The organism is Bradyrhizobium sp. Arg237L, from assembly GCF_029990105.1.
In the GTDB taxonomy this organism is placed as follows: Bacteria; Pseudomonadota; Alphaproteobacteria; order Rhizobiales; family Xanthobacteraceae; genus Bradyrhizobium.
Map to the genome: position 1 here is coordinate 1 of NZ_JAQMIL010000088.1, position 15545 is coordinate 15545.

Genomic DNA, 15545 nt, shown 5'->3' on the forward strand with positions numbered 1-15545 from the left:
CATGGCTCCGCGCGCCGCCCTCTCACCGCAAAAACCCAACCCAACCCTGTTCGTTGAGAGCCTTGACTCACTAAGCCCCATATGAGGGTGGGCAGAGCGAAGCGTGCCCACCATCAAGCATCCCGCCCGTGGTGGTGGGCACGCTTCGCTCTGCCCATCCTACGCATCTGCCCGGCGGCATCGATGGAGAGCCTGTTGGCCCAAAACATCTACGACGATCCTGTCTTTTTTGCCGGTTACACCACTTTGCCGCGGTCCGTGCGCGGGCCTGACGGCGCGCCAGAATGGCCGGCGGTCCGCGCGCAACTCCCCGATCTGGCCGGCAAGCGCGTCCTCGATCTCGGCTGTGGCTTCGGCTGGTTTGCGAGATGGGCCCGCGCGCAGGGAGCTGCGCATGTGCTTGGTCTCGATCTCTCCGAGAACATGATCGGCCGCGCGAGGCTGGCTACCCATGATGCCGGCATCGAATACAGGATCGCCGATCTCGAACGGGTCGAGTTTCCGCCGTCCTCGGTCGACCTTGCCTATAGTTCGCTGGCCCTACATTACATTGAGGATTTCGAGAGGCTCGTGCGCAGCGTCTATCATGCGTTGGGGCCGGGCGGGCGTTTCGTCTTCACCATAGAGCATCCAATCTATATGGCTTCGAGTAACCCGGGCTGGCGCACCGATCAGGAGGGGCGCAAGACGTGGCCAGTCGATGCATACGCGCTTGAGGGGCCACGCAAGACGAACTGGTTTGCGGATGGCGTGATCAAGTATCATCGCAGGATCGGAACGACACTGAATATGCTGATCGGCGTCGGATTTGAGGTCCGGCACGTCGAGGAATTTGCTCCGACACCCGATCAGATTGCCGCAATGCGCGATCTTGCTGAGGAGCTGGAGCGGCCAATGATGTTGATTGTCACGGCCCAGCGGCAGGCCCGCTGAGATCTACTCCGCCGCGACCATCTGTTGGGTCCGCCACTGTCCGAGCAAGGCGCGGAGTGACGCCGGTTTCACCGGCTTGTTGAGCACGGCGATGTTTTCCTCGCGTGCGGCGGCGCGGACATGGGGGCTGCGGTCGGCGGTGATGAGGATCGCGGGCAGCCCCTCGCCGAGGCGGCGGCGGATGTCGCGGATCGCGGCGACGCCGTTGCCGCGGTCGAGATGGTAGTCGACCAGAAGGCCGGTGACGCGCCCGCCCGCGGCCTCGATCGCACCGATCGCGCTTTCGGGATCGGCGACCGCAATCACCTCGGCGCCCCAGGCGGTCAAGAGCGTCTTCATGCCATCGAGGATCGTCAGGTCATTCTCGATGCAGACGATCAGCGCGCCGCTGATCGGGGTCTTGGCGAGCGGCGTTGCGCTGGTCACGGGACCCGTATGGTTGATGGCTTTTGCGACCGGCACGGTCACCGAGAACACCGAGCCGCCGCCCGTATTGGCATCGAGCGCAATGCCATGGTTGAGCACGCGCGCCAGCCGCTCGACGATCGACAGCCCCAGCCCCAGGCCGCGCGCGATCCGCGCGCCCTGTTCGAGGCGGTGGAACTCCTTGAAGATCTCGCCGCGCTTGAGCACGGGAATGCCGACGCCGGTGTCGTAGACGCAGATCTTGAGCGACTTCCCGCGACGCCGGCAGCCCACCAGCACGCGCCCGCGCGGCGTATATTTGATCGCGTTGGAGATGAAGTTCTGCAATAGCCGCCTGAGCAGCGAACGGTCGGACTCGACCGCCAGCGAACAGGGCACGAAGGCCAGCTCCAGCCCCTTGGCACGCGCGATCGGCGCAAACTCGATTTCGAGCGAACGCATGAGATCGCCGATCTTGAAGCGGCTGATCGACGGCGTCATGGCACCGGCATCGAGCCGCGAAATGTCGAGCAGCGCGCCGAGAATCTCCTCGATCGCTTCCAGGGAGTCGTCGATATTCTCGACCAGGCGGGAATCCTCGCCGCCCTGCTGGCGCTCCACCATGCTCGTGACGTAAAGCCGCGCCGCGTTCAAGGGCTGCAGGATGTCATGGCTGGCGGCGGCGAGAAATCGCGTCTTGGAAATGTTGGCATCCTCGGCGGCGCTCTTGGCCAGCGCCAGCTCGGAATTGAGGCGGGTGAGTTCCTCGGTGCGGTCGCGCACGCGCTTTTCCAGCGTCGCATTGGCGCGCTCCAGCGCCTCGGCCGCCTCGAAGCTCGGCGTCACGTCGGAGAAGGTGATGACGAAGCCGCCGCCGGGCATCCGGTTGGTGCGGACCTCGATCACCATGTGGCGGTCGGGCAGCCGCTCCAGGTAAGGCTCGCCCTCGGTGGTGTAGGCGGCGAGCCGCTTCTCCAGCATGATCTGGGCGTCTCCGGAGCCTGACGGATTGACCGCGCCCATGAACTCCAGGATTTCCGACAAGGGGATGCCGAGTTGAACCAGATGCGCCGGCAATGCCAGGATCTCGGCGAATTGGCGGTTCGAACAGATCAGTTGCAGATCGGCGTCGAACACCGCAATGCCCTGGCGCACATGATTGAGCGCGGTCTGCAGGATCTCGCGGTTGAAATGCAGCGCCGCATGGGAATCGTCGAGCAGCTTCAGCGCAGCCTTCGCCGAAACCGTGCGCTTGCGGAGCAGCAGCGACATCACGAGCCGCGAGGAGGCGGCGCCGATCGAGGACGCGATCAGGCGCTCGGCATGCTGCAGCAATTCGAGGCCGGCGGGCGCCGACGCGTCGGGCCTGCCGCCACGTTCGGTCGCAAACGCCTCGAAGGCGAGGCCGGCGCGCTCGGGCCCGAGATATTGCGCCACCGTGCTCTGGATGTCCTGCACCGTCACCGTGGTGCGCCAGCGCCGGAAACTCGGCGCGATCGGCGTGAAGGTGTGGGGCACGAACAGGTCGGCCTGCAGGCGTTCGATCGAGGTCGGCTCGCGCGCCAGCGAGAACACGAGGTAGGTGAAGATGTTCAGCGACAGGCTCCACAGCACCCCGTGCAGCAGCGGCGGCAGGTCGGTGCCGAGCAACGCCTGCGGCCGCAGCGCCTCGATGCCGAAGGGGCCGTGCTGCAGCAGCATCAGCCCCGTGGTGCTGCTCTCCAGGAAGCTCGGCAGAAACAGCGTGTAGATCCACAGGGCAAAGCCGACCACCATGCCGGCGATAGCACCGCGCGCGGTCGCCTGCCGCCACAAGAGCCCACCGAAGAAGGCGGGCGCAAGCTGCGTGATCGCCGCGAACGACAACAGCCCGATCGCGGCAAGCTGGGTATTGCCGAGCGTGCGATAATAGAAATAGGCCATCACCATGATGCCGAAGATCGCAAAGCGGCGCACGCTCAGCAGGAAGTCGCTGAAATCCTTCTGCCCGGCGAGCGCTTCGCGGCTTCGCTGCAACACCATCGGCAGCACGATGTCGTTGGAGACCATGATCGACAGCGCCACGCATTCCACGATCACCATCGCGGTGCCCGCCGACAACCCGCCGATGAAGACGGCGACGCTGAGCAGCGACGCGTTGGCCTCCATCGGCAGCGCCAGCACATACATGTCGCTGTCGACGGCGCCGAACGGGAAGGTCACGAGCCCTGCGATCGCGATCGGGATCACGAACAGGTTGATCGCGACGAGATAGAGCGGGAACAGCCAGCGCGCGCGCCCGACCTCCTCCTGGCCTGAATTCTCGACCACGCTGACATGGAACTGGCGCGGCAAAAGCATGATCGCGCAGAACGACAACAGCGTCATGGTCAGGAAATTGCCAACCGACGGCACATATTCGATCGCGCGCACCGCTTCCGGCGTCTTCATCGCGCGCTCGATCAGTTCGGTCGGTGAGAACATCCAGAAGGTGACGAAGATGCCCGCGGCGAGGAACGCCACCAGCTTGACGATGGATTCGGTCGCGACCGCCAGCATCAGGCCGTGCTGATGCTCGGTGGCATCAGCCTGCCGGGTGCCGAACAGCACCGCGAATACGGCCATCGCCAGCATCACCACCAGCGCGATGTCGCCGAGGATGGGGACCGAAGAAAACGCCCTGTCCTCGGTCAGGATCGTTTCCAGCGAGGAGGCGATCGCCTTGAGCTGGAGCGCGATATAGGGCACCGAGCCGATGATCGCGATCAGCGCCACGGTGGCGGCCACCGCCTGGCTCTTGCCGTAGCGCGCGGCGATGAAGTCGGCGATCGACGTGATGTTCTGCGACTTGGCAAGCCCGATCACGCGGTGGAGCAGCGGCGTGCACAAGCCGATCATCAGGACCGGGCCGACATAGATCGCGAGGAAGTCGACGCTGGTGCGGGTCGCAAATCCGACCGAGCCGAAGAAGGTCCAGGAGGTGCAGTAGATCGCGAGCGACAGCGGGTAGATCACCATGCCCGCGCGACCGCGCTTCGTCGGCAGCGAACGATCGCCGCGGCTGGCGACAAAGAACAGGAACCCGATATAGCCGAACGCGGCGGCGATGACGCCCCAGTCGTGCAGCATCGCTGCTCATCTCCCTTCCCGGCCTCAGAGCGGGCCGTGAAGGGGCAGTATAACGGCATCGCACGGGCGGCGCACCGTACGATACCGTTCCAATTCCTGATGTCGCGTCGTTAGGGTTATTCTGCCGCCATCGACCGCTTGCGGAGCGGCAGCCCAAGCCGCTCCCAGACCTGCAGCAGGGCCTCGGCGAGGCCGTCCATCAGGCCGTCGTCGTGATAGGGGGATGGCGTGATCCGCAGCCGCTCGGTACCCTTGGGGACGGTCGGATAGTTGATCGGCTGGATATAGATGCCGTGTTCCTCGAGCAGAATGTCGGTCGCGCGCTTGCACTTTTCGGGGTCGCCGACGAACAGCGGCACGATATGGGTGTCGCTCGACATTACGGGCAGTCCGGCCGCGTTCAGGATCGCCTTGAGGCGGGCGGCGCGTTCCTGGTGGCGCTCGCGCTCCCAACTCGAGGTCTTGAGGTGGCGGATCGCAGCGGTCGCGGCCGAGCAGATCGCCGGCGGCAGCGCGGTCGTGAAGATGAAGCCCGGCGCGTAGGAACGCACGGCATCGATGATCTCGGCCTTGGCGGCGATATAGCCGCCGAGGCAGCCGAACGCCTTCGCCAGCGTGCCTTCGAGCACGTCGATACGGTGCATGACGCCATCGCGCTCGGCGATGCCGCCGCCGCGCGGCCCGTACATGCCGACCGCATGGACTTCATCGACATAGGTCATGGCGCCATAGCGCTCGGCGAGGTCGCAGATATGCTCAAGCGGCGCGACGTCGCCGTCCATTGAATAGAGGCTTTCGCAGGCGATCAGCTTCGGCCGGTCGGGACCGGCCTCGCGCAACAGCTCCTCCAGATGCGCGAGGTCGCTGTGGCGGAAAACTTTCCGCTCGCAGCCGCCCTGGCGGATGCCTTCGATCATCGAATTGTGGTTCAGCGCGTCCGACAGGATCAGGCAGTTCGGGATCAGCTTTGCGATCGTCGCGATGCCGGTCTGGTTCGAGACATAGCCGGAGGTGAACAGGAGCGATGCTTCCTTGCCGTGGAGGTCGGCGAGCTCGGCTTCGAGCTGCACCAGCGGATGATGGGTGCCGGCGATATTGCGGGTGCCTCCGGCGCCGGTGCCGACGCGAGTCGCGGTCTCGACCATGGCGCCGACGACCTTGGGATGCTGGCCCATGCCGAGATAGTCGTTGGAGCACCAGATCACGACATTGCGTTGGCCCTTCGGCGAGTGCCAGATCGCGTGCGGGAAGCGGCCCGCGATCCGCTCGAGGTCGGCAAATACGCGGTAGCGCCGTTCGTCATGGAGGCGGTTAAGGGCGGCGCTGAAAAACTGGCTGTAATCCATCGGCAAACCTGGAGCAGGACCCGGCCGGGGCGGCCACCTCTTCTTAGAGCTTTTCAATCTCTAATGTCTATCCGCTATCCCATGTTTGGGCATGCACCAGACATTGGACAGATTGTCCATGGAAGCGCGGCAAATGTTGATGTGGATCAACGACCTAGACGGGCCGCTGGAATGCGCGCCAATAGCTTCGCGGGCCGCATCGTTACGCAATCGCACGATGCCCGTAATTGTCCGGATCAGCCGAACCGGAGCGTAGCGTCAGGTGGTGCGGAAGCGAAGGACGCCGTCGATTGCCTCGGCCGTCAGCCGGCCCTCGACCAGCATGTAGTTGACGTGGGCGATCAGTTCGCCGGCGGCGAATCCCATCTGGTGCGCATCCAGCACGTGCTTGTGGAACACGACCGGCACCAGCTCCTTGGAGGTCTTGGCGGTCTCGCGGCAGGCCTCGGCGATCAGCCCGCAGCGCTCCTCGTGATGGTCGGCGAGCTGCTTGATCCGTGTCTTCAGGCCGTAGAACGGCACGCCATGGCCGGGCAGCACCAGCGCGTCATAGGGCAGCGTCGTGGTGAGGCTCGCCAGCGAGGCCAGATATTCGCCGAGTGAGTTCTGTTCGGGCTCGACGGCCCAGACACTGACATTGGGCGAGATCTTGCTCAGCACCTGGTCGGCGGAGAGGAACAGCTTGTCGGCGGCGCAATACAGCATCACCTGGTCGAGCGCATGTCCGCCGCCCGTGATGACCTTGAAGCGCCGCGTGCCGATGACGACCTCGTCGCCATGGCTCAGCCGGCGGTAGGACGCCGGCAGCACCGAGACCCGCTTCAGATAATCCTGGCCGCGGCCGAGCAGCTTGTCGGTCAGGTCCTCGTCCATGCCATGACGGCGGAAGAACAGACGTTGCGCGGTCAATCGTTCGGCGGTGCCGCGGTTCTGGTGATAGACCGACTGCAGGTATTCGACCTGCGACATGTATAGTGGGCAGCCGAACCGCTCGATGATCCACCCGGCGAGCCCGACATGATCGGGATGCGAATGGGTCACGATCAGCCGCGTGATGGTCACGCCCTTGAGCGGGCCTTCGAACAGCGTGGTCCAGGCTGCGATCGATTCCTCGTTGCCGAAGCCGGAATCGATCATGGTCCATCCGTCGCCGTTGGCGAGCAGGTAGATGTTCACGTGGTTGAGGCGGAACGGCAGTTTCAGCCGCGCCCAGAGCACGCCCGGCATCACTTCCACGACCTGGTCCGGGCCGGGGTGATTTTCGAAGGGGTATCGCAGTGCCTCCGCCGAGGACTGCACGCTGTCTGTTTTCGAATGCATCGCCTACCGGCTTAGCGGTACCGGCCGCCCGGCGCTAGCTCAAAAAAGCAGATGCCGGTTCGGATAATGGGCATGAATATCCCGTAGCCCGGATGAAGCGAAGCGCAATCCGGGATTGGTGATCCGGGGCGAGACGGCCCCGGATTACGCTTCGCTCCATCCGGGCTACGGTTGTTCCCGGGGTGGCGGCGGTTCCTTACGCCGCGCGGATATTCGACAGGAACGCGTCGATTCCGGCGCGCAGCACCTCGGCCTCCCGGCGCAATTCGCTGGAGGCGTTCAGCACCTCGCCGGCGGCGGTGCCGGCTTCCGCCGAGGCGCTGCTGACGCCGACGATATTGCTTGAGACCTCGCTGGTGCCGCCGGCCGCGTGCTGGATGTTGCGGGCGATCTCGCGCGTCGCCGCGCCCTGTTCCTCGACCGCGGCGGCGATCGCGGTGGTGACGTCGTTGATTTCGCCGATCGTATTGCTGATGTTGCGGATCGCGGAAACCGCCGTCGTCGTCACCTCCTGCATGCTGACGATCTGCTGGCGGATCTCGTCGGTCGCCTTGGCGGTCTGGTTGGCGAGGCTCTTCACCTCGGAGGCGACCACGGCAAAGCCGCGGCCGGCTTCGCCGGCGCGCGCCGCCTCGATGGTGGCGTTGAGCGCGAGCAGGTTGGTCTGCGAGGCGATGGTCTGGATCAGGTCGACCACCACGCTGATGCGCCCGGCGTTCTCGGCAAGGCCCTGCATGGTGACGTCGGTCTGGCCGGCTTCGTCCACCGCCTTGCGCGCGATCTCGGCCGAGGTCACGACCTGGCGGCCGATCTCGGCGATCGAGGAAGAGAGCTCCTCGGTGCCCGCGGACACCGTCTGCACGTTGACCGAGGTCTCCTCGGCCGCGGAGGCGACCGTGTTCGCCAGCGCGCTGGACTGGTCGGCGGTCGCCGACATGCTCTGCGCCGTCGACTGCATCGAACTGGCGGCGTTCTGCAGGCTGTCGAGGGCGCTGCGGACGGTGGATTCGAATTCGACGATGCGGGCTTCCATGCGCGAGGCGCGCTCAGCCTTGGCGATGCGGTCCTTGTCCTGTTCGGCCGAGAGCGCGCGGCCCTCGATCATGCTTTCGCGGAACACCGTCAGCGCGTTGCCCATCGCGGCGATCTCGTCGTCCTGGCGGCTCTGATGGATCTCGGTGTCGAGATCGCCGGCCGACAGCCGCTGCATCGCGTCCTGCAGGCCCTTGAGCCGCTTGAGGATGTTGCGGCCGACATAGAGCCAGACGAACAGGATCGAGCCGATCAGGGTGCCGATGCCGAGCGCGAGCATCACCATGGTCGCAAACGAAATCTCTTGTTGCGCCTGGCTGGTGGACGCATCGGTCGCCTTCCGCACGCCGTCGACGAGCTGCTGCACGCTGATGCCGAGGCCAATATTGAGCTTGCGGGTCTCCTCCAGGATGGTCTCGCCGAAATCGGTGGCGTCCAATTCCTTCTGGCGGACCTTGAACACGCCGGTCTTGCCCTGGCCGAGCGTCTGCAGCTTTGCGGCGGCATCGGCCAGCGCCTTGGTGCCGGAATTCTTCGGCAGCATCTCCAGATTGGAAATCGTCTGCGAAAGCACCCGCTTGAAATCCTTCTCGATCGCTTCCAGCGTGTCGCTGTTGGTCGCCGACAGCGCTGCGGCCATGTTGGAGGCCATCAGGTTGCCGCTGGCGATCACATCGCCGAGCTGCTCGACGACGCGTGCGGCGCTGCTTGCGTCGTCGGACGACGGCTCGGCCGCGCCGAGGATGGCATGGAGCTGGCTCTGCGCGTCCATCATCGCCGGCGCCGAGGCCGCGACGAACTCGGCTTGCACCTTGCGCAGCGTTTCATACTGCTTGTCGTGCAACGCCGCCGTCTCCAACCGCTCGCGCGCGGCCGAGCCGAGGCTCTCGATCACGTCGTCGATGTTCTTGACCGTCTCGGTCAGCGCCTTCCCGATCGCCTTGTCGGCGCCGAGCTTGATGATCTCGTCGAGCTTCTGCAGCGCCTGCTTCTGCGTTTCCTTCATCTTGGCAGAACGCTCGTTCAGCGCCTCCTCGGTGCGCGAGGCGAGCAGCGCCGGACCCTGGCTCGCCAGGCTCGCGCTTTGCGCCGACAATTGCAGGCTGGCGGCAAGCCGCGGGATGTCGCGGCCGGAGAGGTCGCCCATGGTCTTGCCGAGCTGTTCGAACACCATGGCAGCGCCCGCGCTGATCACGATCGCCATGGCGGCGATGACGGCGAACGCCGCGAACAGGCTGCCCCTGACGCCCCATCGCGGGCGGCGGATGCCTTTAAGTTTCAATTTACCGAAGCGGAATCGTAACGCCATCTACCTGCCCCCGCAGTCACTGTCCTTGAGCTTGAATCCTCGCGCGGCAGTATCGCGATGGCGGGTTAACAAAATCGGGAACCCGAATGTGCGGCGGCGCAATTTTTGCCGCGCATGGCGGCGTTGAAGTAGCTTTGTACCGCACGTCGGAATTGATCACGCAGTGCTTGCAGGAAACTCGCGCCTACAACCTCTCGAGAATCAAAAAAAGGCCGGCGAGATGCCGGCCTTTTTCAGATCTCTTGTTCAGATCTCTTGTTCAGATTTCTTGGATCGCGGTCAGTAGCCCGTTGCCACCGGCCCGCCGAAACTGCCGAAATTGAAGCGGTAGTTGATGCCGGCTTTCACGGTGTGCTCGTCATTGTGGAAGCTGCCGAACGGCACCAGCGGGGCCGGCGCGACGAAGCGGCTGTCGCCGAAATCGTAGAATTGATATTCGGCCTTGGCCGACCAGTTCGGCGCGAACATGTATTCGATGCCGCCGCCGACGGTAAAGCCGTTGCGGTGGCGGTCGCTTAGCGCGAATCCGACCGGGACGCCGCCGAACCTCAGCGTCTCATTGTTGTCGGAGTAAGCGTAGCCGCCCTTCGCGTAGATCAGGCCCGGGCCCCAGGTCCAGCCGACGCGGCCGGTGATCGAGCCGATCCCGCGCTGGTCGTTGTTGTAGACGAAGCCGCCGGGGAACGCCGCGCTGACCTGGTCGCCTCCGAGCCAGGAATACTGACCTTCGACGCCGACCAGAAAGTTCGGGTGGAATTGCCAGTCACCGCCCACCTGGACGCCACCGAGGAAGCGGGTTTTGCGGTCGCTGAGCGCGAAGCCATTAAAGTTGTCGCTGCTGGTGAAGGCGCCGCCGATATGGCCGCCGACATAGAAGCCGGTCCAGTTGTAGATCGGCGCGGCGTAAACCGGCGCCGGGGCTTTGCTGTAGTAAGGGCGGGCGCCGAGATCGGCGCCAAATGCCGGCGCGGCTGCGGCGAACGCCATGAGGGCAACGGTTGCGAGCAGGATCTTCTTCATTTCCAGTCCTCGAAAATACAAACGAGACGCTGCGCGCAGCGCCCCCTGGGGCGAGTAAAGACCGCATTTGAATAAAATGATGTCAGCGGGGGACGATCGCGGTCGATAATCCAACCTATTGGCCGGTAATTGTTTTTTGTGCTTAACGGCGGCTTAAGGAAGGGTGAAGGAAGGCTTAATTTGCGCTTGGGTGCGCAAGCTTTGCGGAAGCCATTCCTAACCGGGCAAGACTTGCTTAACCAAGCCGGCGCCGGACGTCCTCGCGCATCTGTTCGCGGAATTGAGCCTTGCGCGCCGGCCGTTCCTTCTCCGGGACGTCATAGCGGTCGAACACGTTGAACTTCTCGAGGATCGGATAGTGCTCGCTGGCCATCGCCAGCACGCGCAGGAGATCGGCGACTTGCGCGCTCGGTCCCGTCACCTCCCAGCGGCGGACGGTGTTGGCGCCCTCGGGCTCCTTCAGTCCGCACAGCTTCGCCATGTCGGCCGCCGTGAGTGGCCGGCCAATAGCCTCGCCGAGATGCTCGCGGAGCTTTTTCAGCTCTGGGCCGGTCATCGATACCTCGTTCGGACCGGAACATGATCCGGAAAAGTAGGCGCCAGCTTTCGAAGCGTCTGCGGGAATATCATGCTCACACAAAAGATAGAGCGGAATGACGGTTCATCACGCTTTAGTGGCGCTCCATTCGGATGGTTTGTGAACCAGATCACATAGCCCATCGCGGAAGCAAGTTATACCGCTCGCCGATTCCTGATGAGGAGGAGATCATGCGCAGCTTGATTGAAAGCCTCACACCCGACGCTTGCCGAATCGAGTGGAAATGGATCGGCGCCATGTTCGCGTTTTATATGGCGGTGGTGGTGATTGCAGCCGGTCTGCTGATGACCCATCGATCCACGAAAGGCTCGGCTTACGAGATGTCGCTGGCCGCGGTCGCTTGCGTGTCCTGCGCGCTTGCGGCCGATTGATCGAACTGGATCATGATCCGATCAGACGGAATCGGGTCATGGTCTCCGCGCAGACGCTTTGCGTTCGCCGCGAGGGAGAAGTTTCCACTTCGGATCATGCTCTAGGTTTCCGAATGATGCTCGATCACGTCCGGCGGCGTGGCGACCATCAATAATCGCGCCGGTCCAAGCCCGGCATTGCGGCCCATATGCGGCCGGTCGCCGAACAGATGGACGCAATCGCCCTGGTCGAGCACGAAGCGTTCCTCGCCGATCTGAAATTCGATCCTGCCCTCGAGCACGTAGAGGACTTCCTCGCCCTCGTGGGAAAGCAGCTTGATGTCGAGGTCCGAGGTGACCGGAAAATCAAGCACGAAGGCGCTGAGCTTGGGGTCTGCGAGGTCGCCCGAGAGCCAGTGATAGTCATAGCCGCTCGCGGAGTGCGGCGGAGACGTCTCGCGCTGGCGGCGGCGCGAGATCGTGTAGTATTTGGGCGCCTGGACGTCGCCGGAATCCTCGAACAGGTCGCGGAGCGGAATGTTCAGCCGGGTCGCGATCAGGATCACATTGGCGATCGACATCGCCGCCTCGCCGCGCTCCACCCGCGAGAGATAGGCCGCCGAGAGGCCGGTATCGTTGCCGAGCGCCTGCAGCGTGAGCTTCCGATCCGTGCGCGCTTTACGGATTCGCACTCCAAGTTGCCGGGCGATCAGCCGCGCCTGATCCATGGCCCCTCCCGAAAGCTATCGTGATGGCTTACCGGGACTTGCTCTAGAGGTGATTTGCATCGGACGCAAGATCAGCGGTAAAACGGCGCAAGCTCCGGCTTGCGCCGTACCACAATGTGCAAGTCACTTCTTGATCAGCGGGCATGCGCTCGCTTCCAAGGGCGGAAATACCTTGTCGGCCGGCAAGGTGGCCAGGATCTTGTAATAGTCCCACGGCTCCTTGGATTCCTGGGGCTGCTTCACCTGCATCAGGTACATGTCGTGCATTAGCAGCCCGTCCTCGCGGACCCGGCCATTGTGGGTGAAGAGGTCATCCACCGGCAGCTCCTTCATCTTCGCCATCACCGTGGTTGCCTCATCGGTACCGGCCGCTTCGATCGCACGAAGATAATGGCGCACCGCCGAATAGACGCCGGCTTGCGTCATCGTCGGCATGGCTTTGTGCAGTTTGAAGAACTTTTCGGACCAGGCGCGGGTTTCCGGATTGCGGTCCCAGTAGAAGGCCGAGACGAAGCGCAGGCCCTGGGTGCTGGCGAGGCCCATCGCATGGATGTCGGTGATGAAGACGATCGGCGCCACGAAGGTCTTGCTCTTGTTGATGCCGAATTCCGCCGCCTGCTTGATCGCGTTGGCCATGTCCGCGCCGGCGCTCGCCAGCGCCACCACCTTGGCCTTCGAGGACTGCGCTTGCAGCAGATATGAGCTGAGGTCGGCGGTGTTGAGCGGGTGGCGCACCTCGCCTTCGACGGTGCCGCCGCCTTCGGTCACGGCCTTGCGGATATCGTTGGCGAAGGCATGGCCGAATGCGTAATCGACCGTCAGGAGAAACCAGCTCTTGTCGCCGGCATCGGTCATCGTCCTGGCGAGGCTGTAGCCGTTGGAATAGCTGGTGTAGACCCATTGCGCCGAGGTGGCGGTGCAGGCCTTGCCGGTGAAATCGGAAGAGGCCGCCATGATGATGGCGATCTTGTTCTTGTCCTTCGCCAGGGCCTGCACGGCAAAGCCGACCGACGAGTTCGAGAAATCGGCGACCATGTCGACGCCATCCCGGTCGAACCATTCGCGCGCCTTCGCCGCGCCGATGTCGGCCTTGTTTTGGTGATCGGCGGAGACGAGCTCGATTTTCTTGCCGAGGATAGTGCCGCCGAATTCCTCGATCGCCATTTTCGCCGCAACCACCGAGCCCGGACCGGCCAGATCCGCATAGAGCCCGGACTGGTCGTTCATGATGCCGATCTTGACGAAGTCGTCCGAGACGACCGGGTCGGCGGCCCGGCCCTGCTGCATGGCCAGGACCAGGCCGATCGGCACGACTGCAAGCCTGAGGAATTTCGTCAGTGACGGCATCTTGCTTCTCCTTTGGATTCGCTGGGCGGGGAACGGCGTTTGCGCGATCTCGTCGCACAATTTTTGCATATCATGCACTTCAGTGTAGGATTAAATTATCGGCATTTGCCGATTACGAAATAGTCTGGACGTAATTTGCATAATATGCAAAATGCTCAACGCAGCTAGGCCGGCCCCTCGCGCCGAAAAAGCTGAGAGAAACAGGAGTAGGGGATGTCGGACGCCGTCCTGATGTCGTTGGCTGACGTGCACAGGTCAGCCAAGGCCGCGCTGCTTGCGCAAGGATTTAGTGCATCACATGCAAATGCGATTGCGAACACCGTGACCATGGCCGAGCGGGACGAATGCCGCCATCACGGCTTGTTCCGGCTGCCCTTCTATATGAACGGGCTGCACTCAGGTCAGGCGTCGCCGGACGCCGAGCCTGAACTGTCGGTACTTGCGCGTGCTGTGATCAAGGTCGATGCGAAATACGGTTTCTCGCCGCTGGCACTGGAGCGCGGCGCGGAGCCGCTCGCCGCGCTCGCCAAGAAGATGGGGATCGCGGCGATGGCGGTGAACAACGCGCTCAACGTCGCCGCGCTTTGGCCGGAGGTCGAGCGGCTGGCGGAGCACGGCCTGGTCGGCTTCGCCTTTGTCGCCGCCAGTCCCTATGTCGCGCCGGCCGGCGGCACAAAGCCGCTGTTCGGCACCAACCCCATGGCATTCGCCTGGCCGCGAAACGGCGAGCCTCCGGTCGTGTTTGATCAGGCGTCGAGCGCCAGCGCCCGCGGCGAGATTCAGCTTCGGCTTCGCGACGGCAAGACATTGCCCGACGGCTGGGCCATTGGACCGGACGGCACGCCGACCAGCGATCCGGCCCAGGCGCTGGCCGGCGCGCAGCTTCCGTTCGGCGGCTTCAAGGGTTCCAACATCGCCATGATGGTGGAATTGCTGGCGGGCCCGCTGCTCGGAGATGTCCTCAGCTTCGAAGCCGGCGAGCGCGACAAGGCAAATACGGGCGCCCCGTGCGGCGGAGAACTCGTGATCGCGATCGATCCGGTCCGCTGCATGGCGAACGGGGATCGCGCCAAACAGCTCGAACATGCCGAACTGCTGTTCGGCAGGATGCTGGCACAGGACGGCGTCCGGCTGCCTTCGGATCGCCGCTACGAGGCCCGCAAGCGCACCGAAGTCGAAGGGGTGCTGGTGCCGAAATCGCTCCGCGACTCGATCGAGCTTTACATCGCAGGCAAGCAAGCAGCCGAGCGGAATGCCTATGAGGGCGATCACCTGACGCATCGCAAGGATGCCGGTCGGGCCGTCGCGAGGTGAGGGCAGCCATGACAGGCTCGACATTATCGCCGACCGAGCGTACCCGCGTCCGGCTTCATCCGGAGCGCGCCGTCTATGATCGCGAGGTGATGTATCGCATCCTCGACGAGGCGCTGGTTTGTCACGTCGGTGTCGTGGTCGATAGCGCGCCGCGCGTGCTTCCGACCGCGATCGTCAGGATCGGCGACTTCGCCTACATCCATGGCAGTCCCGCCAATCAGTCGCTCGCGGCGCTGGCCGCCGGCGCTCCCGCCTGCATCACGGTCACCCTGATCGATTCGATCGTTGCGGGACGATCGGGATTTGGAATGAGCATGGACTACCGCTCCGTCATGATTTTCGCGGCGGCTGAGAAGATCGTCGATCCCGGCGAGAAGGAGCGCCTTGTCGCAGCGTTCATCGAGGATATCTGCCCAGGCCACCAGGTGCGCGCGCCGAAACCGAAGGAAATCGCCGCCACGCTCTTCGTGCGGTTTCCGCTAACCGAAGCCTCGGTCAAGATCAGGAATCAGGGCGTGGTGGATCCCGAAGAGGATTATCGGCTCGACACCTGGTCGGGCGTGATTCCGCTCCAACTTACCGCCGGCGAGCCGCGCAATTGTTCGGCCTTGAAACCCGGTATCGCCGTACCCGACTACGCGAAGAACTATCGCCGCGGCCGGTGAAGCTGTGATCTGAGCTGTATATCGTTTCGTGCGCCGATGACGATCGGCGCACTGATGTTGGTCGGGTCGC

12 protein-coding genes are annotated in these 15545 nt (G+C 63.8%); 4 read left to right on the plus strand and 8 right to left on the minus strand.

Annotation, left to right across the window (positions count from 1 at the left end; genetic code table 11):
* Nucleotides 1–195: 195 nt before the first annotated feature.
* On the plus strand, nt 196–933 hold the full coding sequence (locus OZ411_RS36925; protein ID WP_130582111.1) for a class I SAM-dependent methyltransferase: 738 nt from the start codon (nt 196–198) through the stop codon (nt 931–933).
* Between the two features lie 3 nt (nt 934–936).
* Here OZ411_RS36925 and OZ411_RS36930 read toward each other — a convergent pair whose 3' ends face one another.
* The 6 genes from OZ411_RS36930 to OZ411_RS36955 form a co-directional block, all read right to left on the minus strand.
* Nucleotides 937–4446: a PAS domain-containing hybrid sensor histidine kinase/response regulator gene (locus OZ411_RS36930; RefSeq protein WP_282531871.1), complete on the minus strand. Its 3510-nt coding sequence runs from the start codon at nt 4444–4446 to the stop codon at nt 937–939.
* A gap of 116 nt (nt 4447–4562) precedes the next feature.
* Complete coding sequence (gene hemA / locus OZ411_RS36935) at nt 4563–5792, minus strand: 5-aminolevulinate synthase (RefSeq protein ID WP_282531872.1); 1230 nt, start codon at nt 5790–5792, stop codon at nt 4563–4565.
* Between the two features lie 258 nt (nt 5793–6050).
* Nucleotides 6051–7112, minus strand: coding sequence for an MBL fold metallo-hydrolase (locus tag OZ411_RS36940; protein WP_282531873.1), 1062 nt, complete (start codon nt 7110–7112; stop codon nt 6051–6053).
* 196 nt (nt 7113–7308) lie between these two features.
* Entirely contained in the window at nt 7309–9453 is a 2145-nt protein-coding gene (locus tag OZ411_RS36945) for a HAMP domain-containing methyl-accepting chemotaxis protein (RefSeq protein ID WP_282531874.1), read from the minus strand.
* Between the two features lie 279 nt (nt 9454–9732).
* Nucleotides 9733–10473: an outer membrane beta-barrel protein gene (locus OZ411_RS36950; RefSeq protein ID WP_282531875.1), complete on the minus strand. Its 741-nt coding sequence runs from the start codon at nt 10471–10473 to the stop codon at nt 9733–9735.
* Nucleotides 10474–10708: 235 nt separating this feature from the next.
* Entirely contained in the window at nt 10709–11029 is a 321-nt protein-coding gene (locus OZ411_RS36955) for a hypothetical protein (protein WP_130582105.1), read from the minus strand.
* Between the two features lie 212 nt (nt 11030–11241).
* On the opposite strand from OZ411_RS36955, the gene OZ411_RS36960 reads away from it, so the two are divergent.
* Nucleotides 11242–11442, plus strand: coding sequence for a hypothetical protein (locus OZ411_RS36960; protein ID WP_282531876.1), 201 nt, complete (start codon nt 11242–11244; stop codon nt 11440–11442).
* Nucleotides 11443–11543: 101 nt separating this feature from the next.
* On the opposite strand, the gene OZ411_RS36965 is transcribed toward OZ411_RS36960, so the two are convergent.
* Both OZ411_RS36965 and OZ411_RS36970 read right to left on the minus strand, forming a co-directional pair.
* A complete protein-coding gene (locus tag OZ411_RS36965; protein ID WP_282531877.1) occupies nt 11544–12149 on the minus strand; it encodes an XRE family transcriptional regulator in 606 nt (201 codons plus the stop codon).
* 123 nt (nt 12150–12272) lie between these two features.
* Complete coding sequence (locus OZ411_RS36970) at nt 12273–13496, minus strand: ABC transporter substrate-binding protein (RefSeq protein ID WP_282531878.1); 1224 nt, start codon at nt 13494–13496, stop codon at nt 12273–12275.
* 213 nt (nt 13497–13709) lie between these two features.
* Here OZ411_RS36970 and OZ411_RS36975 point away from each other — a divergent pair, with 213 nt between their 5' ends.
* Together OZ411_RS36975 and OZ411_RS36980 are read left to right on the plus strand one after the other, a co-directional pair.
* Nucleotides 13710–14810 (plus strand): Ldh family oxidoreductase, encoded by a 1101-nt coding sequence (locus OZ411_RS36975; protein ID WP_282531879.1) that lies wholly within the window; start codon nt 13710–13712, stop codon nt 14808–14810.
* An 8-nt stretch (nt 14811–14818) separates the two neighbouring features.
* Nucleotides 14819–15475 (plus strand): pyridoxamine 5'-phosphate oxidase family protein, encoded by a 657-nt coding sequence (locus OZ411_RS36980; protein ID WP_282531880.1) that lies wholly within the window; start codon nt 14819–14821, stop codon nt 15473–15475.
* The last annotated feature ends 70 nt before the right edge of the window (nt 15476–15545 follow it).